19 protein-coding genes are annotated in these 20,023 nt (G+C 52.6%); 12 read left to right on the top strand and 7 right to left on the bottom strand.

What is annotated here, in order from left to right:
- The first annotated feature begins 91 nt into the window (after positions 1–91).
- The 6 genes from topA (at position 92) to acnA (ending at position 7,579) form a co-directional block, all read left to right on the top strand.
- Positions 92–2,689: a type I DNA topoisomerase gene (topA, locus tag EoCCA6_RS02230; RefSeq protein ID WP_152081288.1), complete on the top strand. Its 2,598-nt coding sequence runs from the start codon at positions 92–94 to the stop codon at positions 2,687–2,689.
- 187 nt (positions 2,690–2,876) lie between these two features.
- On the top strand, positions 2,877–3,851 hold the full coding sequence (gene cysB, locus EoCCA6_RS02225; protein WP_006175683.1) for an HTH-type transcriptional regulator CysB: 975 nt from the start codon (positions 2,877–2,879) through the stop codon (positions 3,849–3,851).
- 338 nt (positions 3,852–4,189) lie between these two features.
- Positions 4,190–4,330 (top strand): YmiA family putative membrane protein, encoded by a 141-nt coding sequence (locus EoCCA6_RS02220; protein WP_215722170.1) that lies wholly within the window; start codon positions 4,190–4,192, stop codon positions 4,328–4,330.
- Between the two features lie 2 nt (positions 4,331–4,332).
- Positions 4,333–4,503, top strand: a complete 171-nt coding sequence (locus EoCCA6_RS21515) for a hypothetical protein (protein WP_167515524.1) — start codon at positions 4,333–4,335, stop codon at positions 4,501–4,503.
- 136 nt (positions 4,504–4,639) lie between these two features.
- A complete protein-coding gene (gene ymiC, locus EoCCA6_RS21625; RefSeq protein ID WP_225903385.1) occupies positions 4,640–4,738 on the top strand; it encodes a small membrane protein YmiC in 99 nt (32 codons plus the stop codon).
- Between the two features lie 165 nt (positions 4,739–4,903).
- On the top strand, positions 4,904–7,579 hold the full coding sequence (gene acnA / locus EoCCA6_RS02215; RefSeq protein ID WP_152081286.1) for an aconitate hydratase AcnA: 2,676 nt from the start codon (positions 4,904–4,906) through the stop codon (positions 7,577–7,579).
- A gap of 37 nt (positions 7,580–7,616) precedes the next feature.
- Here acnA and ribA read toward each other — a convergent pair whose 3' ends face one another.
- Positions 7,617–8,207: a GTP cyclohydrolase II gene (gene ribA, locus EoCCA6_RS02210; protein WP_152081285.1), complete on the bottom strand. Its 591-nt coding sequence runs from the start codon at positions 8,205–8,207 to the stop codon at positions 7,617–7,619.
- Positions 8,208–8,404: 197 nt separating this feature from the next.
- Here ribA and pgpB point away from each other — a divergent pair, with 197 nt between their 5' ends.
- From pgpB to yciH, 5 genes are all read left to right on the top strand, one after another.
- Positions 8,405–9,172, top strand: coding sequence for a phosphatidylglycerophosphatase B (pgpB, locus tag EoCCA6_RS02205; RefSeq protein ID WP_152081284.1), 768 nt, complete (start codon positions 8,405–8,407; stop codon positions 9,170–9,172).
- A gap of 148 nt (positions 9,173–9,320) precedes the next feature.
- Positions 9,321–9,629, top strand: coding sequence for a LapA family protein (locus EoCCA6_RS02200; RefSeq protein WP_152081283.1), 309 nt, complete (start codon positions 9,321–9,323; stop codon positions 9,627–9,629).
- Positions 9,630–9,635: 6 nt separating this feature from the next.
- Positions 9,636–10,805 carry a lipopolysaccharide assembly protein LapB gene (gene lapB, locus EoCCA6_RS02195; protein ID WP_152081282.1) on the top strand — a complete coding sequence of 390 codons (1,170 nt, stop codon included), beginning with the start codon at positions 9,636–9,638 and terminating at the stop codon, positions 10,803–10,805.
- A gap of 185 nt (positions 10,806–10,990) precedes the next feature.
- Positions 10,991–11,728 (top strand): orotidine-5'-phosphate decarboxylase, encoded by a 738-nt coding sequence (gene pyrF, locus EoCCA6_RS02190; RefSeq protein WP_152081281.1) that lies wholly within the window; start codon positions 10,991–10,993, stop codon positions 11,726–11,728.
- Positions 11,728–12,054, top strand: a complete 327-nt coding sequence (gene yciH, locus EoCCA6_RS02185) for a stress response translation initiation inhibitor YciH (RefSeq protein WP_152084381.1) — start codon at positions 11,728–11,730, stop codon at positions 12,052–12,054. Before pyrF ends, yciH begins: the two co-directional genes overlap by 1 nt.
- Before the next feature lie 104 nt (positions 12,055–12,158).
- Here yciH and osmB read toward each other — a convergent pair whose 3' ends face one another.
- The 3 genes from osmB to EoCCA6_RS02170 all read right to left on the bottom strand — a co-directional run bounded on the left by osmB (position 12,159) and on the right by EoCCA6_RS02170 (position 13,611).
- The gene (gene osmB, locus EoCCA6_RS02180) at positions 12,159–12,377 is read right to left on the bottom strand and encodes an osmotically-inducible lipoprotein OsmB (protein ID WP_008501216.1); all 219 of its coding nucleotides are present in this window, start codon (positions 12,375–12,377) and stop codon (positions 12,159–12,161) included.
- Between the two features lie 257 nt (positions 12,378–12,634).
- The gene (gene yciT, locus EoCCA6_RS02175) at positions 12,635–13,387 is read right to left on the bottom strand and encodes a DNA-binding transcriptional regulator YciT (protein ID WP_152081280.1); all 753 of its coding nucleotides are present in this window, start codon (positions 13,385–13,387) and stop codon (positions 12,635–12,637) included.
- A gap of 41 nt (positions 13,388–13,428) precedes the next feature.
- Positions 13,429–13,611, bottom strand: a complete 183-nt coding sequence (locus EoCCA6_RS02170) for a YciZ family protein (RefSeq protein WP_152081279.1) — start codon at positions 13,609–13,611, stop codon at positions 13,429–13,431.
- Positions 13,612–13,804: 193 nt separating this feature from the next.
- Here EoCCA6_RS02170 and EoCCA6_RS02165 point away from each other — a divergent pair, with 193 nt between their 5' ends.
- A complete protein-coding gene (locus tag EoCCA6_RS02165) occupies positions 13,805–14,674 on the top strand; it encodes a crotonase/enoyl-CoA hydratase family protein (RefSeq protein WP_152081278.1) in 870 nt (289 codons plus the stop codon).
- Here the strand turns inward: EoCCA6_RS02165 and pdeR are convergent.
- The 3 genes from pdeR to EoCCA6_RS02150 form a co-directional block, all read right to left on the bottom strand.
- Positions 14,671–16,662 (bottom strand): cyclic di-GMP phosphodiesterase, encoded by a 1,992-nt coding sequence (gene pdeR, locus EoCCA6_RS02160; RefSeq protein ID WP_152081277.1) that lies wholly within the window; start codon positions 16,660–16,662, stop codon positions 14,671–14,673. The genes EoCCA6_RS02165 and pdeR overlap by 4 nt on opposite strands.
- A 324-nt stretch (positions 16,663–16,986) precedes the next feature.
- Positions 16,987–18,921, bottom strand: a complete 1,935-nt coding sequence (locus EoCCA6_RS02155) for an exoribonuclease II (RefSeq protein WP_152081276.1) — start codon at positions 18,919–18,921, stop codon at positions 16,987–16,989.
- 88 nt (positions 18,922–19,009) lie between these two features.
- Positions 19,010–19,996: a CMD domain-containing protein gene (locus EoCCA6_RS02150; RefSeq protein ID WP_152081275.1), complete on the bottom strand. Its 987-nt coding sequence runs from the start codon at positions 19,994–19,996 to the stop codon at positions 19,010–19,012.
- Positions 19,997–20,023: the final 27 nt, after the last annotated feature.

Below are 20,023 nucleotides of genomic sequence, written 5' to 3'. Positions count from 1 at the left end.
ACGCAGTCGCAATATCAATGGCTCGTCGTCAGCGGAAGGGAAATCAACGTGCGGCGTATTCCTGGAAGAATTAAATTAGGTAAAGGTGAATATGGGTAAAGCTCTCGTCATCGTTGAGTCCCCGGCAAAAGCCAAAACGATCAATAAGTATCTGGGTAATGACTACGTGGTTAAGTCCAGCGTGGGTCATATCCGCGATTTGCCGACCAGTGGCTCAGCCAGCAAAAAGAGCGCAGACTCTACCTCCACCAAAGGGGCTAAAAAGCCTAAAAAGGATGAACGTAGCGCGCTTGTCAACCGCATGGGGGTTAACCCATGGCATAACTGGGATGCACAATATGAAGTGCTGCCAGGGAAAGAAAAAGTCGTTAACGAGCTGAAACAGCTTGCTGAAAAAGCAGACCACATCTATCTCGCAACCGACCTTGACCGCGAAGGGGAAGCCATTGCATGGCACCTGCGGGAAGTGATCGGGGGTGACGACAAACGCTACAGCCGTGTAGTGTTTAACGAAATTACAAAGAATGCGATTCGTCAGGCGTTTGAAAAGCCGGGCGAACTGAATATCGACCGTGTAAACGCACAGCAGGCGCGTCGCTTTATGGACCGCGTTGTGGGTTACATGGTTTCGCCACTGCTGTGGAAAAAGGTCGCCCGCGGTCTGTCTGCCGGTCGTGTGCAGTCCGTTGCTGTGCGCCTCGTCGTCGAGCGCGAGCGTGAAATCAAAGCGTTCGTACCGGAAGAATTCTGGGAAATTGACGCGAATGTGACCACGCCAGGGGGAGATGCGCTGCCGCTGCAGGTAAGCCATCAGAACGATAAACCGTTCCGCCCAGAAAACCGTGACCAGACGATGGCGGCGGTCGCGTTGCTGGAGAAAGCGCGTTATCAGGTGCTGGAACGCGAAGACAAACCGACCAGCAGCAAGCCCGGCGCACCGTTTATTACCTCAACGTTGCAGCAGGCGGCGAGCACGCGTCTGGGTTATGGCGTGAAAAAAACCATGATGATGGCGCAGCGCTTGTATGAAGCGGGCTACATCACCTACATGCGTACTGACTCCACCAACCTGAGCCAGGATGCAGTTAACATGGTCCGTGGCTACATCAGTGACAATTTCGGTAAGAAATACCTGCCGGAAAGCGCGAACCAGTACGCCAGTAAAGAGAACTCTCAGGAAGCGCACGAAGCGATCCGTCCTTCTGACGTCTCCGTGTTAGCGGAATCGCTGAAAGATATGGAAGCGGATGCACAGAAGCTGTATCAGCTGATCTGGCGTCAGTTTGTAGCATGTCAGATGACGCCCGCGAAATATGATTCCACCACGCTGACCGTTGGCGCGGGGGATTTCCGTCTGAAGGCGCGTGGACGCATTTTGCGCTTCGACGGCTGGACAAAGGTAATGCCTGCCTTGCGTAAAGGCGATGAAGACAGAACGCTGCCTGCTGTCAACAAAGGGGACGAATTGTCTCTGGTTGAACTGGTCCCGGCTCAGCACTTCACCAAGCCGCCAGCCCGTTTCAGCGAAGCCTCGCTGGTGAAAGAGCTGGAAAAACGCGGTATCGGTCGTCCGTCGACCTATGCGTCGATCATCTCGACCATCCAGGATCGTGGCTACGTGCGTGTCGAAAACCGTCGCTTCTACGCTGAAAAAATGGGTGAAATTGTTACCGACCGTCTGGAAGCCAACTTCCGCGAGTTGATGAACTATGATTTCACCGCGCAGATGGAAGACAGTCTTGACCAGGTTGCCAGCCACCAGGCGGAATGGAAAAAGGTACTCGACAGCTTCTTTAGCGACTTTACCAATCAACTGGATAAAGCCGAGAAAGATCCTGAAGAGGGCGGTATGCTGCCGAACCAGATGGTATTGACCAGCATCGACTGCCCAACCTGCGGCCGTAAGATGGGCATTCGTACCGCCACAACGGGCGTATTCCTGGGCTGCTCTGGCTATGCATTGCCGCCGAAAGAACGCTGCAAAACCACCATCAATCTGGTGCCGGAGAACGAAGTTCTCAACGTACTGGAAGGTGACGACGCGGAAACCAACGCCCTGCGCGCCAAACGTCGCTGTAAGAAATGCGGCACGGCGATGGACAGCTATCTGATCGATCCAAAACGTAAATTGCACGTCTGCGGTAATAACCCAACCTGCGATGGTTACGAGATTGAAGAGGGCGAGTTCCGCATTAAAGGCTACGACGGCCCGATCGTTGAGTGCGAGAAGTGTGGTTCCGAAATGCACCTGAAAATGGGCCGCTTCGGTAAGTACATGGCGTGTACCAACGACGAGTGTAAAAACACGCGTAAGATCCTGCGCAACGGTGAAGTGGCTCCGCCGAAGGAAGATCCTGTTCCGCTGCCAGAGCTGCCGTGTGAGAAGTCAGACGCCTACTTCGTGCTGCGTGACGGTGCTGCTGGCGTGTTCCTGGCTGCCAACACCTTCCCGAAATCGCGTGAGACGCGCGCCCCGCTGGTGGAAGAGCTGCATCGCTTCCGCGATCGTCTGCCGGAGAAACTGCGTTACCTGGCCGATGCGCCACAGCAGGACCCGGAGGGGAATAAGACCGTTGTGCGTTTCAGCCGTAAAACGAAGCAGCAGTATGTTGCGGCAGAGAAAGAGGGTAAAGCGACAGGCTGGTCAGCCTTCTTTGTTGACGGTAAATGGGTTGAAGGCAAGAAATAATCTTCACTTACCGTAACTTACCTCTAAAAGGGCCGGGCTTCCGGCCCTTTTTTATTACGTTGTTATTATTTTTTGTTCCGTACTATACAGCCAGGCTATAAATGATATAGTGGTTATAGTTAACCCATTTCTTATTATCAAATCGTCTTAAGCGATTGAACGCGTGCGCTAAATCGGATGGTCTGGCATGAAACTACAGCAGCTTCGCTATATTGTTGAGGTGGTCAATCACAACCTCAACGTCTCTTCTACAGCAGAAGGACTTTATACCTCGCAGCCCGGCATCAGTAAGCAGGTTCGTATGCTGGAGGATGAGCTGGGGATTCAGATTTTCGCTCGCAGTGGTAAGCACCTGACTCAGGTGACGCCGGCAGGGCAGGAAATCATTCGTATTGCACGAGAGGTGCTCTCCAAAGTGGACGCGATTAAATCCGTTGCGGGTGAGCATACCTGGCCGGATAAAGGTTCGCTGTATATTGCTACCACGCATACGCAGGCGCGCTATGCCTTACCGGGGGTCATTAAAGGCTTTATCGAGCGGTATCCTCGCGTGTCGCTGCATATGCATCAGGGCTCACCGACGCAAATTGCCGAAGCCGTTTCTAAAGGCAATGCTGACTTTGCCATTGCAACGGAAGCGCTGCATCTTTATGACGATCTGGTGATGCTGCCGTGCTACCACTGGAACCGTTCTATTGTGGTCACACCGGATCATCCGTTGGCCGGGAAGGGATCGGTGACGATTGAAGAGCTGGCGCAGTACCCGCTGGTGACCTATACCTTCGGTTTTACGGGCCGTTCAGAACTCGATACCGCGTTTAATCGTGCGGGATTAACGCCGCGTATTGTGTTCACCGCAACGGATGCGGACGTTATCAAAACCTACGTGCGTCTGGGGCTGGGGGTTGGGGTGATTGCCAGCATGGCGGTTGATCCGGTCTCTGATCCGGATCTGGTACGTCTTGATGCGCATGATATTTTTAGCCACAGCACCACCAAAATTGGCTTCCGCCGTAGCACCTTCCTGCGCAGCTATATGTATGATTTTATTCAGCGCTTTGCACCGCATTTAACGCGTGATGTTGTCGATACGGCTGTTGCATTACGATCTAACGAAGACATCGAAGAGATGTTTAAAGACATTAAACTTCCTGCCAAATAATCACTCCCGGTATCTTTCCCATGCGGAAAGATACCGAAATAACCTCTCAAACCTAAATTAGAATTATCATCATCTGCATATCTTCGCCATATAATGGCAGAACCCATTTAATTTATAAGGTCTTACTGTCGCAAATTTGCGACAAAAGTAGAAAGTAATTTACGGCTTCGCAAATAATTCTTTTCAATTATTTATTTCTGGTCAAAAGAATGAATATTTCCCAGGCACAGATTCGTAAATTCACTGGCTTTTCGGCTAAAGTTTCTTTAGGATTTATCTCAACCGATGATTACTTGTACCAATTGTTTGGTCTCTAAATGATAAGCGATATCGATTGTATGAGGTTAGCAATGCCGTCAGGAAGTGAAGAACCGCAAAGGGACCCCGCGCTTAAGCGTAAAGCCTGGCTGGCGGTCTTTCTTGTCTCTGCCCTGTTTTGGGTGGTGGTTGCTCTCCTTGCCTGGAAATTTTGGGGTTAAATATGGCAATGACGGTACGTACAGAAACGGTAAAACAGATGTGTCAGCATCGTGACAATCGTCACAATGCGCGTAAGGCCCCTGCAACCAGCGTGCCGGCTTCCTGGAAACTGACACCGCAGCAGCAGGCTTTTATTGATATGTTCGCGGAAGACGAACCCAAAAAGCAGTAATTGCGTTTATTGCGTAATGATGTAATTAGCCTAACGATGGTGTGCGCTTTTGTACTCTTTAATAAATACACATCAGCAATATAGCACTGAGGGCTGACCTCAGACGGTTTAATAAATAAAGCCTGGTGTCCCTATGATGAATAACATGACAACTCTCAAATACTGGTCATGGATCGGCGTTTTTTCCGTGTCGATTCTCTTCTGGTGTCAGCTTATCTGGCTGGCTCTCCTCTAAATCGTAAAACCTCGCCACGGCGGGGTTTTTTGTTTTCCAGGGTTCTCTGGACCATTCCGAAATTTATCAATTTGGGTTGTTATCAAAACGTTACGACATCTTTGTGTTATCTTTAATTACGGCCCTGATGATTGTCAGGGTATCTCTGTAATTAAGGAGGAGCTTATGTCGTTAACCCTACGCGAAGCCAGTAAGGACACGTTACAGGCAGAAAATAAAACCTGGCACTATTACAGCTTACCGCTGGCAGCCAGGACGCTTGGGGACATTTCGCGGTTACCCAAGTCGCTGAAAGTTTTACTGGAAAACCTTTTACGCTGGCAGGACGACGATTCCGTGACTGCCGAAGATATTCAGGCACTGGCGGGTTGGCTGAAGAATGCCCATGCAGACAGAGAAATAGCCTATCGTCCGGCCAGGGTATTAATGCAGGATTTCACCGGTGTACCTGCCGTCGTCGATTTAGCCGCCATGCGTGAAGCCGTTAAGCGCCTGGGAGGGGATACGGCAAAAGTAAACCCGCTCTCACCGGTTGATCTTGTTATCGACCACTCAGTGACCGTTGACCATTTCGGCGATGACGACGCGTTTGGTGAGAACGTTCGCCTGGAGATGGAGCGTAACCATGAGCGTTATGTTTTCCTGAAATGGGGGCAGCAGGCGTTCAGCCGGTTTAGCGTCGTTCCTCCAGGAACGGGGATCTGTCACCAGGTCAACCTGGAATATCTGGGCAAAGCCGTCTGGAGTGAATTGCAGGATAAAGCGTGGGTGGCCTATCCGGATACGCTGGTGGGCACCGATTCACACACCACGATGATTAACGGCCTGGGCGTGCTTGGCTGGGGCGTTGGCGGCATTGAAGCGGAAGCAGCCATGCTCGGCCAGCCCGTTTCTATGCTCATCCCGGATGTGGTGGGCTTTAAGCTGACGGGCAAGCTCCCGGAAGGCATTACCGCAACCGACCTGGTCCTGACCGTGACCCAGATGTTGCGTAAGCATGGTGTGGTCGGCAAGTTTGTCGAATTTTACGGTGACGGGCTGGATTCATTACCGCTGGCGGATCGCGCCACCATCGCCAATATGTCGCCGGAATATGGCGCAACCTGCGGCTTTTTCCCGATCGATAGCGTCACGCTGGAATATATGCGTCTGAGTGGCCGCAGTGAAGAGCAGGTGGCTCTGGTTGAGGCCTACACCAAAGCGCAGGGAATGTGGCGCAACCCTGGCGATGAGCCTGTATTTACCAGCACGCTGGAGCTGGATATGGGCACCGTGGAGGCAAGCCTCGCGGGGCCAAAACGTCCTCAGGATCGCGTTGCGCTGAATAACGTGCCTAAAGCATTTGCCGCCAGTAATGAACTGGAAGTGAACACCGCGCAAAAAGATCACCGTCCGGTCGACTATGTCATGAACGGGCATCAGTATCAGCTTCCTGACGGGGCGGTGGTTATCGCAGCCATTACCTCCTGTACCAACACCTCAAACCCAAGCGTGCTAATGGCCGCAGGGTTACTGGCGAAAAAGGCGGTACAGCTTGGCCTTAAACCGCAGCCGTGGGTGAAAGCCTCTCTCGCCCCTGGCTCGAAAGTGGTTTCCGATTATCTGGCGCAGGCGAAGCTCACGCCGTACCTGGACGAGCTGGGCTTTAACCTGGTGGGATATGGCTGTACGACCTGCATCGGTAACTCCGGGCCGTTGCCTGAGCCAATAGAAATGGCGATTAAGCAGGGCGATCTGACCGTCGGCGCGGTCCTCTCCGGTAACCGTAACTTCGAAGGGCGTATTCATCCGCTGGTTAAAACGAACTGGCTGGCGTCACCGCCGCTGGTCGTAGCCTATGCACTGGCCGGGAATATGAATATCAACCTGGTCACCGACCCGATTGGTCACGATCGCAAAAATGATCCTGTGTATCTGAAAGATATCTGGCCGTCCTCGCGGGAAATTGCGCGTGCGGTCGAGAAGGTGTCGACGGAGATGTTCCGCAAAGAGTATGCCGAGGTGTTTGAAGGCACGCCCGAATGGAAAGCGATCAATGTCGTCGGTTCTGACACCTATGACTGGCAGGATGATTCAACCTATATCCGCCTGTCGCCTTTCTTCGATGACATGCTGGCAGAGCCTGAACCGCTTAAGGATATTCACAACGCGCGCATCCTTGCAATGTTAGGGGATTCAGTCACAACGGACCATATCTCCCCGGCAGGCAGTATCAAAGCCGACAGTCCGGCCGGGCGCTATCTGCAAAGCCGTGGGGTGGAGCGTCGTGATTTTAACTCCTACGGTTCGCGTCGTGGTAACCACGAAGTGATGATGCGCGGGACCTTTGCCAACATCCGTATTCGCAACGAAATGGTGCCGGGTGTGGAAGGGGGGATGACACGACACCTGCCGGGCTCGGAAGTGGTGTCTATTTACGACGCGGCGATGAGCTATCAGAAAGAAGGTACGCCGCTGGCCGTTATCGCCGGGAAAGAGTATGGCTCAGGTTCAAGCCGTGACTGGGCGGCGAAGGGACCACGGTTGCTGGGCGTCCGTGTGGTCATTGCCGAGTCGTTTGAACGTATTCACCGCTCTAACCTGATTGGTATGGGTATTTTGCCGCTGGAGTTTCCGCAAGGCGTCACCCGCAAAACGCTGGGGCTGACGGGTGAAGAGCAGATTGACATTAGCGGATTGCAAAATCTGCAGCCGGGCAAAACGGTGCCGGTAAAATTGACACGGGCGGACGGGACAACAGAGATGCTGGAATGTCGGTGCCGTATCGATACGGCAACAGAGCTAACCTATTACCAGAACGACGGCATTTTGCACTACGTGATTCGTAAAATGCTGGATTGATGAAACAAGCCCGGCACCTGTGCCGGGCTATTTGCGATCACTCGCCCAACAGGTGGCCCATTTTTGCGGCTTTGGTGTCGAGGTAGTGGGCATTTTTCGGGTTACGTCCAACGATCAGCGGCACGCGTTCGACGATATTGATACCCGCTTCGGTCAGGATCTCCACTTTGCGTGGGTTATTCGTCAGCAGGCGAACTTCATCTACGCCCAGCAACTTAAACATATCCGCGCACAGGGTGAAGTCGCGCTCGTCGGCGGCAAAGCCAAGCTGATGGTTAGCTTCGACCGTGTCGTATCCCTGATCCTGCAGCGCATAGGCGCGGATTTTATTCAGCAAACCAATATTACGACCTTCCTGGCGGTGATAAAGCAGCACGCCACGGCCTTCCTCAGCGATATGGGAAAGGGCGGCCTCTAGCTGGAAACCACAATCACAGCGCAGGCTGAACAGGGCATCGCCGGTCAGACACTCCGAATGTACGCGAGACAGTACCGGCGTCTGTCCTGAAATGTCGCCAAACACCAGGGCGACGTGATCCTGTCCGGTTGCCAGTTCTTCAAAACCCACCATCAGGAAATCGCCCCATGGGGTTGGCAGTTTGGCTTCTGCCACACGTTTAAGCTGCATGTGATTCTCCAGAGTATGCTGACACGTTTCGTGTCTTTCGCCTGTTTGGCTTTCTGTATCCGTTTATTTTGCCACAAGCTCCGCGCGTTCGCCTAATCACCACCATGCTATACGAACGTTAAACGCACGATCCGACATATCCACCCTGTTGATGAAATTCAGTTATGATTGTGACGCTTAGCGAAAAAGGAGAAGACATGCTTTCAATCGCCAGACGAACGGCAGCAGGTGCGGCCATTTTGCTTATTATGCCTTTATCCGTATGGATTTCAGGCTGGATGTGGCAGCCCGGCCAGAATAGCGCGTGGCTGAAAGCCTTGTACTGGATAACGGAGACGGTCACGCAACCGTGGGGGATCATTACGCATGTGCTGCTTTGTGCCTGGTTCCTGTGGTGTCTGCGTTTTCGTCTGCGTGCTGCGCTAATGCTTTTTGCTATCCTCGGCGGCGCAATCCTTATCGGCCAGGGCGTGAAGTCCTGGGTTAAAGATCATGTGCAGGAACCGCGTCCTTTTGTGGTATGGATGGAAAAAACGCATCATGTTCCGGTGGATGAGTTCTACAATTTAAAACGTAAAGATCGCGGTGCGCTGGTAAAAGAGCAACTGGCGGAACAACAGGAAATTCCGAACTTTTTACGTAAACACTGGCAAAAAGAGACGGGTTTTGCCTTTCCTTCCGGGCATACGATGTTTGCCGCCAGTTGGGCGTTGCTTGGTGTAGGGCTTTTATGGCCGCGCCGTCGGACGGTGACTATCGCGATTTTGCTGGTCTGGGCGACAGGCGTAATGGGGAGCCGCTTGCTGCTTGGCATGCACTGGCCGCGTGATTTGGTGGTTGCCACGCTCATATCGTGGGTGCTGGTCACGCTGGCAACCTGGCTTGCCGAACGTATTTGCGGGCCGCTAACGCCGCCGCCGGAAGAGAAGGCAGAAATCGCCGAAAGGGAGCAAAGCGGCGTCTGAAGGTTGATATTCCGCATTTTGCCCATAAATCCATGACTGGCGCGCTACTTTTTCCGTTTCGCGCCCGTCACTAAAATGGTAGTTTATAAGGCTAATTGCGGTGAGTTGAACACACTTTATTCGCTTGAACCACATAACGGGAAGTAATGTGAAATATTTACTCATTTTCTTACTGGTGTTGGCGATTTTTGTCATTTCAGTCACATTGGGCGCGCAAAACGATCAGCAGGTAACGTTTAACTATCTGCTGGCGCAGGGCGAGTACCGGGTTTCGAGCCTGCTTGCGGTCTTGTTCGCAGCGGGTTTCATCATCGGCTGGCTGGTGTGTGGCCTGTTCTGGCTTAAGGTTCGTGTTTCCCTTGCGCGCGCTGAGCGAAAAATTAAACGACTTGAACATCAAATTGCGCCTGCAACTGACATTCCGGAAAGCAGTGCTGTGCCGGTATCCAGGGAATAATCGAATATGCTGGAGTTGTTGTTTCTGCTTTTGCCTGTAGCCGCAGCCTATGGCTGGTATATGGGCCGCAGAAGTGCGCAACAAACAAAACAGGATGAAGCAAACCGTCTCTCCCGCGACTATGTTGCAGGGGTTAACTTCCTGCTGAGTAATCAACAGGATAAAGCGGTTGATCTGTTCCTCGATATGCTTAAAGAGGACACGGGCACCGTTGAAGCGCATCTCACCCTGGGAAACCTGTTCCGTTCACGCGGTGAGGTTGACCGCGCCATTCGCATTCACCAGACCTTAATGGAAAGCGCTTCGCTGACCTACGATCAGCGTTTGCTGGCGGTTCAACAGCTGGGACGTGATTACATGGCGGCGGGGCTGTACGATCGGGCGGAAGATATGTTCGCTCAACTGGTGGACGAGACCGATTTCCGCATCAGTGCGCTACAACAATTGCTGCAAATTTATCAGGCGACCAGTGACTGGCAGAAAGCCATTGATACCGCTGAGCGTCTGGTGAAGCTGGGTAAAGATAAACAGCGCGATGAGATAGCCCATTTCTACTGCGAACTTGCCCTTCAGCAAATGGGCAATGACGACATGGATAAAGCCATGGCGTTACTGAAAAAAGGGGCCGCTGCTGACCGCAACAGCGCTCGCATCTCCATTATGATGGGGCGTGTTTTTATGGCGAACGGTGAGTTCGCCAAAGCGGTGGAAAGCCTGCTGCGGGTTATCGACCAGGATAAAGAGCTGGTCAGTGAAACGCTGGAAATGTTGCAGACCTGCTATCAGCAACTGGGTAAACAGGATGAGTGGGTCGCTTTCCTTCGCCGGTGCGTAGAAGAGAATACCGGTGCGACGGCTGAACTGATGCTGTCAGACATCGTTGAACAGCACGAAGGCAGTGACACCGCACAAGTCTATATCACGCGTCAGTTGCAGAGACATCCAACGATGCGCGTGTTCCATAAGCTCATGGATTACCACCTGAATGACGCAGAAGAGGGACGCGCCAAAGAGAGCCTGATGGTGCTGCGTGATATGGTTGGCGAGCAGGTGCGCAGTAAGCCGCGCTATCGCTGCCAGAAGTGTGGTTTTACCGCCTATACGCTCTACTGGCACTGTCCATCGTGCCGGGCCTGGTCCACCATCAAGCCGATTCGCGGACTTGACGGACAATAATTTTTTAAAAAACTCTGCTTTAGTTACAACATACTAATGGTTCTTTTACCATTATCAGGCACCGTGCGATTTATCGCCTGGCAGGAAAGGAAATCGATTCTGTCAATTTGTGCCGCTGGCAGGTAGAATGCTGGCCGTTTATCTGTTCCGCGCCGCTGCGCGCCCATAGACGAAAAGGGCTGGTCATGACGTCTGTAGCTTCCTCCGCTTCCCGCATAATTACCGATTCTCCTGTTGTCGTTGCTCTCGATTATAACAATCGCGATGCCGCGCTGGCGTTTGTTGACGGTATCGATCCTCGTGACTGTCGCCTGAAAGTCGGCAAAGAGATGTTCACGTTGTTCGGTCCGCAGATCGTCCGCGACCTACAGCAGCGCGGTTTTGACGTTTTCCTCGATCTGAAATTCCACGATATTCCGAATACCACCGCCCATGCCGTTGCGGCGGCGGCTGAGTTAGGCGTATGGATGGTAAACGTGCATGCATCAGGCGGGGCGCGGATGATGACCGCAGCGCGTGAAGCGCTGGTGCCGTTTGGTAAGGACGCGCCGTTACTGATTGCTGTAACTGTACTGACCAGCATGGACGATTCCGATCTGCGCGATCTGGGTGTGACGTTGTCACCTGCAGAGCATGCTGAGCGTCTCGCGCGGCTGACGCAAAACTGCGGCCTTGATGGTGTTGTCTGCTCGGCTCAGGAAGCGCTGCGTTTCAAATCTGAACTGGGGCGCGAGTTTAAACTGGTCACACCGGGTATCCGTCCAGCAGGCAGTGAGGCAGGCGATCAGCGCCGCATTATGACACCAGAACAGGCACAGGCCGCAGGCGTGGATTATATGGTGATTGGTCGCCCTGTGACGCAGTCCGCCCATCCTGCGCAGACCCTGAAAGCGATTAACGCATCACTGAGAAAGGGGGCATGATGAGCGATTCTAACAGCCGCCTGGTCTATTCCACCGGAACCGGGCGTATTGATGAACCAAAAGAAAAAGCAGAGCGTCCAAAAGGCGACGGTATCGTGCGCATTCAGCGCCAGACCAGCGGTCGCAAGGGGAAGGGCGTTTGCCTGATCACCGGGATTGATCTGGACGATGCCGAACTGACAAAACTCGCTGCGGAATTAAAAAAGAAATGTGGATGCGGTGGTGCCGTTAAAGACGGCGTAATTGAAATCCAGGGTGATAAGCGTGATTTAATTAAATCACTGCTCGAAGCCAAAGGTATGAAAGTCAAACTGGCAGGCGGTTAAAATAAATGAGCCACGGACAATGCCGTGGCTCTTTTTCTCGTGCGTAAGTCAGATCGGAAATATATTCAATATATCTTTTATACTGATTGTTGTCGGTATGGTGATTATTTACCCACCTGGTGACCGATAATACCGCCGACGGCAGCACCACCTAACGTACCCAGCGTACTACCATCCGTTAACACCGCACCACCCAGAGCACCAGCACCGGCACCAATTGCGGTGTTACGATCGCGTTTAGACCAGTTAGAGCATGCGCTCAGGGACATTGCTACAGTGATTGCCAGAACAGCGGCGGCTAATTTTTTGCTGGTTAAGGTCATAATACTTTCTCCTGAATTATCGATTCACGGAAAGAAATGCACTTTAAGTATAGCCCAATTGAATACTTAAATTCTTTTTCTCCGTGAAAGCTGGTTGCGCAGGTGTTACGTAATCACGCAGGTGATAGTCACTTCCTGTTATATCGCTAATATTAATTTTACGACTTCAGCCAGGGTTAAACAGGTAAAAAATCTTAAAGAAAGGGTCGGAATTTTCTCAGAAAAATATGCGCCCGAGATTTGGGCGCGGAAAATAGTTATGCTGACTTTTTGACGATATTTACCGTCAGGCCGTCACGTTCGAGCTGCTGACGATGTTCATTACTCAGGCGCTCATCGGTGATCACGCGGCTAAAACGGGACAAGGGGCCCATCGTGTAAGGGTGAACCGCACCAAATTTCGAGCTGTCGGTAAGTACAATGGCTTCACACTCTTTTTCCAGTACGGCGTTAACGACGTCAGTACGCATCATATCCCGGCCAGTGAAGCCAGTGTCTGGCTGCCAGCCATCAATACCAATGAAAGCCTTGCTGAAATGCACCTGTTGCACATACTGCCGGGTAAGCGGACCGACCATACTTTCGCTCTTTTTCTGATAAATCCCGCCTAACAGAATGACTTCACAGCGTGTTTCTTTAAGCAGATGGGCGATATAACTGCTGACGGTGATAATCGTTATATCTTTTTGTTCGGCGAGCGTGCGCGCGAGAAGGGCGTTGCTGCTGCCATTTTCGATAAATACCGTTTCACCGTTATTCACTAAGGATGCGGCAAATTCCGCCAGTTCCCGTTTAAGCGCATAGTTGTTCATCATGCGGGTTTCGACGTCTTCACTGTCCAGCGGGACGGCATACCCGTGTGCGCGGCGAAGGTAGCTCTGTTTTTCCAGCAGGTTAAGATCCTGGCGGATTGTGACTTCGGAGACACCGGTGGCTTTAGCGAGATCGACCACGCTCACGCGGCCCTGATCGATGACCATCTGCAAAATGATTTGTTGTCGGGAATTCATAGCATCCATTTAAAAACAAGACGAGATCGGAAAAGACGTGGTCACACTTCCCACGGGGCTTTTGGTTGAGCAGCTTCTGGCGCGGTATCCGTGCCGTTCTGTGCCAGTAATTCAGATTTCAGAATCTCAAGATTACGGATAGCAGAGTGATAATCGCCCGCGACAAGGATATCCAGCACAGTATCAATACGTTGCGCCACGGTTTGTGCATCTATGTTAGACATAATCTCTCCTCAGGAGCGAAAAGTGAATATTTTCAATGATGCAGAAAATAGGTTCAAAAGAGAAGGGAAAAAATGCAATAACGAAAGTACATAAATGAAAGTGATAAATTTTCCCCTCTGCATGTAGCGGGCTGAATGAGTGGATTAGTCTAAAACTGCGCGCAAGGCGCTTTATTATATGAGGAATTAGACTATGACAGTTATCAACCAGGCTACCTGTACACTGTTTACTGATGCTGAACGATTCACTCAACTGGCCGCTTATTATGAGGAGGAACGTCGTACGGTGTGGATGATGTTGCGGGCTCAGCCACGACCTTGCTTCAACCATGCCTTGATTGAAGAGATCATGAATCTTTCCTGGCTGGTACGGCAGTCCGGTTTTGTTGTCGATTTTTGGGTAACCGGATCGCTGGTTCCGGATATGTACAATGCCGGAGGGGATTTACAGTTCTTCGTGGAGTGCATTCGGCATGGCCGTCGGGAAGCACTGCGGGCTTACGCCCGTGCCTGTGTCGATTGCGTCCATGCCGCATCAAGAGGGTTTGATACCGGAGCTATCACACTGGCTATGGTCGAGGGGAGCGCGTTAGGGGGCGGCTTTGAAGCCGCGCTGGCGCACCATTTTGTTCTGGCTCAACGCGATGCCCGGTTAGGGTTCCCCGAAATTGCCTTTAACTTATTCCCCGGCATGGGCGGCTATTCGCTGGTCGCACGCCGCTCAGGTATGAAACTGGCGGAGGAGCTGATCTACAAAGGGGAATCGCATACGGCGGAATGGTATGAGCAGCACGGGCTGGTCGATGGATTGTTTGAACCAGGACAAAGCTATGTCTCTGTACGGACGTTTATCGACACGCTGCAACCGAAACTTAACGGTGTACGGGCTATGCTGCGTGCCCGCACACGCGTTTTACAACTGCCACGCAGTGAACTGATGGACATCACGGAGGACTGGGTTGATGCCGCATTTTGCCTTGAACCGAAAGATATCGCCTATATGGAGCGGCTGGTAATGCTGCAAAACCGCCACCACGCTGCAGGTTTACGCAAAGCCAGCTAACGCATATTCCGTGCCTGATAACGCTTTAGCCATCGCTCGAATGCGGCAGCGGGCATAGGCTTAGCAAAAAGGAAACCCTGCCGTTCGTTGACGCCATTCTTCGTCAGAAAGGCGTCTTCTTTTGCACTCTCCACACCTTCAGCAATAACCTGTAAATTCAGGGCCTGCGCCACGGCCACGATGGCTCGCACTAAAGATTGCGATATTGACTGTTTATGGATGTCCCGCACAAACGACTGATCGAGTTTAATGGCATCAATCGGAAAGCGCGCCAGCTGCGACAGAGAAGAGTAGCCGGTCCCAAAGTCATCCAGATGGATTTGCGCGCCCAACTGACTAAACTGCTGGATCACCGAGAGCGCCAGTTCTTCGTTTTCGATCAGGCAACTTTCGGTTAACTCTACGTCGATAGGGCAGTATTCAAAATGCAGATCTTTCAGCGCCTGCTTTAAATCGCTGAAAATGGTCTGGTCCGCAAGCTGGCGAGCGGAGACGTTGACTGCCACACGCAGGTTAATGCCTTTGTCGCGCCATTTCGCAACCTGACGAACCACATCAAGCATGACCCAACGCCCAAGCGGTACAATCAGTCCCGACTCTTCGGCATAGGAGATAAACTCCAGCGGCGGGATCAGGCCACGCTCTGGCGACTGCCAGCGCACCAGTGCTTCCAGACTTCTGACCTCTCCGCGCCAGGTCATTTTAGGCTGATAGTGAATCAGCAACTGATCGTTATCCAGCGCTTTACGCAGGTTGGTATCCAGCCAAAGATACTCAAATACGCGCTGGTTCATTTCGGGGGAGAAGACGCAGAACTTGCCACGGCCTCCCTCTTTTGCCGTATACATTGCGGTATCGGCGTTACGAATAACGCTCTCCCGATCGTTACCGTGCTGGGGGGCAAGGGCGATCCCCAGAGAGCACCCGGTATAAATCTCGATGAGACCGATACGAAACGGCTGGCGCAAACGGGTCAGAATACGTGATGCCATGGCTTCCAGCGAACCTTGCGAGGTGTCTGTGGCCAATACGATAAATTCGTCACCCCCGAGGCGTGCCAGCGTTTGCCCTCCATCAAGACAGCTCAGGATCGCCAGCGCGACAGCCTGCAGGAGCTGATCCCCAAACATATGCCCGTAGGCATCATTTACCTTTTTGAAGTTATCCAGATCGAGATACACCACGCCAACCTGGGTTTCTCCACGGCTGGCGATTGCGTCGGAAATCAGTTCATGGATGGCGTTACGATTGGGGAGCCCGGTAATGGTATCGGTATTGGCAAGCACACGAAGGCGCTCCTGAGCACGGCGCTCTTCCGTAATGTCCGTACCCGAACAGATAAGAAAAATTTCATTTTTACCGCTGCCACTGTGAACAAATTTGTTTCTGAACAGAAACAATCTTTGCCCTTTGCGCGTCTTGATCCAGCGTTCAACTTCATACGAGCTGCCGTTGCGGAAAAAACCGGTAATGTTGCGCTTTGAAGCCGCGGCTTCACTGCGGCTCATAAACAGTTTAAACACGTTCTGGCCGATAACTTCCTGCTCTTTCAGACCGGTATATTCTTCGCTTAAGCGGTTGAAGCGCTGAATATTACCGTGCTGATCGAGGATCACGATCACCGAGTTGGCTTCGGAAACAACCTGTTCCGCGAAAGAGAGCCCCTGGACCAAATCGCGCGCAACGGAGGGCGTATCGTTCCATGCGGATGCGGTTCCGGCCCACTCTTTTTTATTAATTTTGCGGCCAACAAGATGGACAGGTACATCCGTACCGTACAGAGACAGCGTCATGGTGATACTGGAGGTGATAACGGTTAACTGCCGAATAAGATCGGCCTGCTCATCGCTCAGTGCAACCACCTGAATAACATCGGCACTTTCGCTGGCGGCCAGATGCAGAGCATTGCTGTCAGCTGTCAGCCGCCACCAGGGACTGTGAGTGCCCACGTAACGAAACAGCAAATTCTGCTCCAGATCGTCCATCATGCTTTCTCCTGCGGCTGCTCATTAGCGCAAAATTTATTCATTTGCAGTCGACTTTTCCGTAGTGAAACAGCGGCAAAACCGAAGTGAACTTATTGTTTTTCACAGTGTTATTATCTTAAAACGAGTCGCGGTAAAAATCATACTCAGTGTATAAAAATTCAGGTAACCGAATATGACGGCTCTCTTTTACTGTAGATAATTCTGGCGGGTTTTGGCGAAGGGAGATTGAAAATAGTAAGAAAAAATGATGAATGTGTGGTTTGCGTTGAAAGGTAAAATTGTTGGCCATCCCCAAAAGGAAACGGCCAACATTTTAACAGGTTATCAGGCGACCGGGCGCGCGATAATGCTGCGGGTTTCCATACGGACTTCAGCGATGTTCACATCGATCACGTCAGTGACTTTGTAAACCGTCTCACCTTTAATTTGTACCGTCCCCGTTTCCTGGCTACAGACCAGTTCGTCGCGTACTGCATGCAGGAACGGGGCAGGGATAAAGGCGACAGCACCGTTGTCGACCAGACGCACGCGCATACCGCCCCGGCTGATGTCGATGATTTCTGCAGGGAAACGGGTATCCGTGCCAGCCTTATCATTCAGGAAACGTGCATACAGCCAGTCGCCGACATCGCGCTCTGCCATGCGGTTCAGACGGCGACGTTCTGCCATCTGCAGCGTGGTGTCGTCCTGAGGACGCGCAACGGATTCACCTTTGATGATCGCTTTCAGCAGACGATGGTTCACCATATCGCCGTATTTACGAATCGGGGAGGTCCAGGTTGCGTAGGCTTCAAGCCCCAGACCAAAGTGAGGGCCTGGCTCTGTGCTGATTTCCGCAAAGGACTGGAACCGACGAATACGGCTGTCCAGGAAACCTGACGGCTGCGCATCCAGCTCGCGGCGCAGTTTGCAGAAACCTTGCAGCGTCAGCACTTCTTCCGGGTCCACGTGGACATCATGCGTTTTCAGCAGGGCAGCCAGCGCTTCGGTATTTGCCGGATCAAAACCGGTGTGGACGTTATAGATGCCAAAGCCTAATTTGTCGCGCAGCACGCGTGCAGCACAAATGTTGGCGGAAATCATGGCCTCTTCAACGATGCGGTTTGCAATGCGACGCGGCTCGGCCACGATATCCAGCACTTCACCTTTCTCGCCCAGAACAAAGCGATAATCCGGTCGATCCTTGAACACCAGTGCATGGGTTTTACGCCATTCGCTGCGGTTCAGGCAGACGCGATGCAACAGGCGGATTTGCGCGGCAATGGCATCGCTTTCCGGTTTCCAGCTTCCGGTATTCTCCAGCCAGTCGGAGACGTCGTCGTAGGCGAGTTTGGCTTTAGAAACGATGGTGGCGGCGAAAAATTCAATATCATCTTCAATCGTACCGTCTGCCGCGATGGTCATGCGGCAGGCAAGTACCGGACGCACTTCGTTTGCTCGCAGCGAGCAGAGATCGTCAGAGAGTTCGCGCGGCAGCATTGGAATATTGAAGCCTGGCAGGTAGTTGGTGAACGAACGCACTTTGGCCATATCGTCCAGCTTGCTGCCTTCGGCAATCCACGCGGTAGGGTCGGCAATCGCGACGGTCAGATGCAATTTGCCATCGGCTGTCTCTTCGGCAAACAGCGCATCGTCCATGTCTTCGGTGCTGGCGCTGTCGATGGTGACAAAATCCAGAGCCGTGAGATCGCGACGCGTCAGGCCTTCATCCTGCATTTCAGTTGCTACACCGTTTGGTGCTTCTTTCTCAAGATTGTGGCGTGCCAGCGTAACCCACCACGGGACGAAATGATCGTCACCGAAGGTGATGAACTGGGTCAGTTCCGCGTAAAAACCGCGATCGCCTTTCAGAGGATGACGGCGCATTTCAGCAACGGCCCAGTCACCTTCTTTAAAATCATGCTCAACGCCACGCGCAGCGCGGCACGGAATGGCATCTTTCAACAGGGGATGATCCGGCACGACAGAAAGACGATCGTCTTTTTTGTGTACTTTGCCAACGAAGCGCGTCAGGAACGGTTCAATCAGTTCTTCCGGCTCGGCGGATTCGCGCTCCTTTTCGGTATGGATCACGGCCATGATGCGGTCGCCATGCATCACTTTCTTCATCTGCGGAGGCGGAATGAAGTAGCTTTTCTGCGCATCAACTTCAAGGAAGCCAAAGCCCTTTTCCGTGGCTTTTACGACCCCTTCTGCACGCGGCGTCTGGGAATGCAGTTGCTGTTTAAGCTGCGCTAGCAGCGGGTTGTCCTGAAACATAATGTTCTATTTTCGTAGCCATTGAGCGGCTGACAGTTTTACGCGATTCTCACTGCTACAGCAAGCGCTCTTTGGGTAAATAGTACGGTTATTCCTGTTTGCCAAGCGCTAACCGCAGGCGGTCCAGCCAGCCGTAAAATGCGCTGCGAGTCAGCAGCTTGATGGCTCTGGCTGACGGAAGACCTGCCTCTGCCAGTGGGGTAAATTGTGCGGCGCTGAATCGGTCCGGAGAACGTCTGAGGAGATCCATTGCTGCAAATAGCGTAGGAAGGGCGACATCGTCTCCGTCATCGAGGCTGAGCAGGATCTCGCCTGCCTGATCGAGAAGTTTTGGTTCGTGGCAGAGAACGGGCGTCAGCGCCTGAAGCGCAGGTACAGCCTGCCATCGTGAAAGGGCCTCAAGCTGATGGGCGCTCGCATAGCGAAGTTCGACGACGGGCAGAACAGGTGTCCATGTGTTGATAATGCCCGGCAGCGTATGGGGCTGAATAGGGTGTCCAGGCAACCAGCGCACCGGGTGCCCCAGTAACGCCTGGAAGACCGCCACAACGCGTGCCTGAAAACCGATAAACCCGATGATCTGGTTGATAAGCACAATGTCATAGGTCGTCAGGCCCACTTCATCAAGCTGGTGTTGTGCTTTATCGTCGATGACATCGGGTGAGCTGGCAAGCTGGCGGGCGTACTGGGTAATTTGTGCGAGGCGACGGTTACTTTCTCGGGATGAGTCAGGGCCAGGCAGGGGCGCGAGCAGGGCGGCGTAGTGGTTACAGAGCCGCTGGACACCGCATGCCTGAGCGACCGTCAGCGCGGTGCTTAGCCTGTCGTAGGCGCTGAGTGTGTGCAGCCTGTTTACCGGTGTATCCAACGGAAACAGAAGATGGCACAGCGTCCTGGCAGGTGCGAGCCAGCCGGAGCATGCGGCGATAATCTCTTCAGGCAGGGCTAAATCGAGCAAAAAACGATCGTCGACGTTAGCGGCTTCGGGCACCAAAGGCAGGACATCCGTCTGCGAGTGATTGGACTGGGTTTCATGATACCAGTGGCCTTTGCCGGAAAAGCGGCGTTGTTCCATGGGCGTTCCTTGATCTCAAAATGGCGA

This window comes from Enterobacter oligotrophicus (assembly GCF_009176645.1).
Classification (GTDB): Bacteria; Pseudomonadota; Gammaproteobacteria; order Enterobacterales; family Enterobacteriaceae; genus Enterobacter; species Enterobacter oligotrophicus.
The sequence above is the reverse complement of the archived record's forward strand: the minus strand, read 5'-3'. Positions and strand labels throughout refer to the sequence as shown.

Coding starts and splice junctions, on each gene's coding strand:
- pgpB (WP_152081284.1), top strand. CDS start 8,405: ATGCTTTCAATCGCCAGACGAACGGCAGCAGGTGCGGCCATTTTGCTT.
- cysB (WP_006175683.1), top strand. CDS start 2,877: ATGAAACTACAGCAGCTTCGCTATATTGTTGAGGTGGTCAATCACAAC.
- EoCCA6_RS02155 (WP_152081276.1), bottom strand. CDS start 18,921: ATGTTTCAGGACAACCCGCTGCTAGCGCAGCTTAAACAGCAACTGCAT.
- topA (WP_152081288.1), top strand. CDS start 92: ATGGGTAAAGCTCTCGTCATCGTTGAGTCCCCGGCAAAAGCCAAAACG.
- yciH (WP_152084381.1), top strand. CDS start 11,728: ATGAGCGATTCTAACAGCCGCCTGGTCTATTCCACCGGAACCGGGCGT.
- lapB (WP_152081282.1), top strand. CDS start 9,636: ATGCTGGAGTTGTTGTTTCTGCTTTTGCCTGTAGCCGCAGCCTATGGC.
- EoCCA6_RS02220 (WP_215722170.1), top strand. CDS start 4,190: ATGAGGTTAGCAATGCCGTCAGGAAGTGAAGAACCGCAAAGGGACCCC.
- ymiC (WP_225903385.1), top strand. CDS start 4,640: ATGAATAACATGACAACTCTCAAATACTGGTCATGGATCGGCGTTTTT.
- yciT (WP_152081280.1), bottom strand. CDS start 13,387: ATGAATTCCCGACAACAAATCATTTTGCAGATGGTCATCGATCAGGGC.
- acnA (WP_152081286.1), top strand. CDS start 4,904: ATGTCGTTAACCCTACGCGAAGCCAGTAAGGACACGTTACAGGCAGAA.
- EoCCA6_RS02165 (WP_152081278.1), top strand. CDS start 13,805: ATGACAGTTATCAACCAGGCTACCTGTACACTGTTTACTGATGCTGAA.
- osmB (WP_008501216.1), bottom strand. CDS start 12,377: ATGACCTTAACCAGCAAAAAATTAGCCGCCGCTGTTCTGGCAATCACT.
- EoCCA6_RS02170 (WP_152081279.1), bottom strand. CDS start 13,611: ATGTCTAACATAGATGCACAAACCGTGGCGCAACGTATTGATACTGTG.
- EoCCA6_RS21515 (WP_167515524.1), top strand. CDS start 4,333: ATGGCAATGACGGTACGTACAGAAACGGTAAAACAGATGTGTCAGCAT.
- pdeR (WP_152081277.1), bottom strand. CDS start 16,662: ATGATGGACGATCTGGAGCAGAATTTGCTGTTTCGTTACGTGGGCACT.
- EoCCA6_RS02150 (WP_152081275.1), bottom strand. CDS start 19,996: ATGGAACAACGCCGCTTTTCCGGCAAAGGCCACTGGTATCATGAAACC.
- ribA (WP_152081285.1), bottom strand. CDS start 8,207: ATGCAGCTTAAACGTGTGGCAGAAGCCAAACTGCCAACCCCATGGGGC.
- pyrF (WP_152081281.1), top strand. CDS start 10,991: ATGACGTCTGTAGCTTCCTCCGCTTCCCGCATAATTACCGATTCTCCT.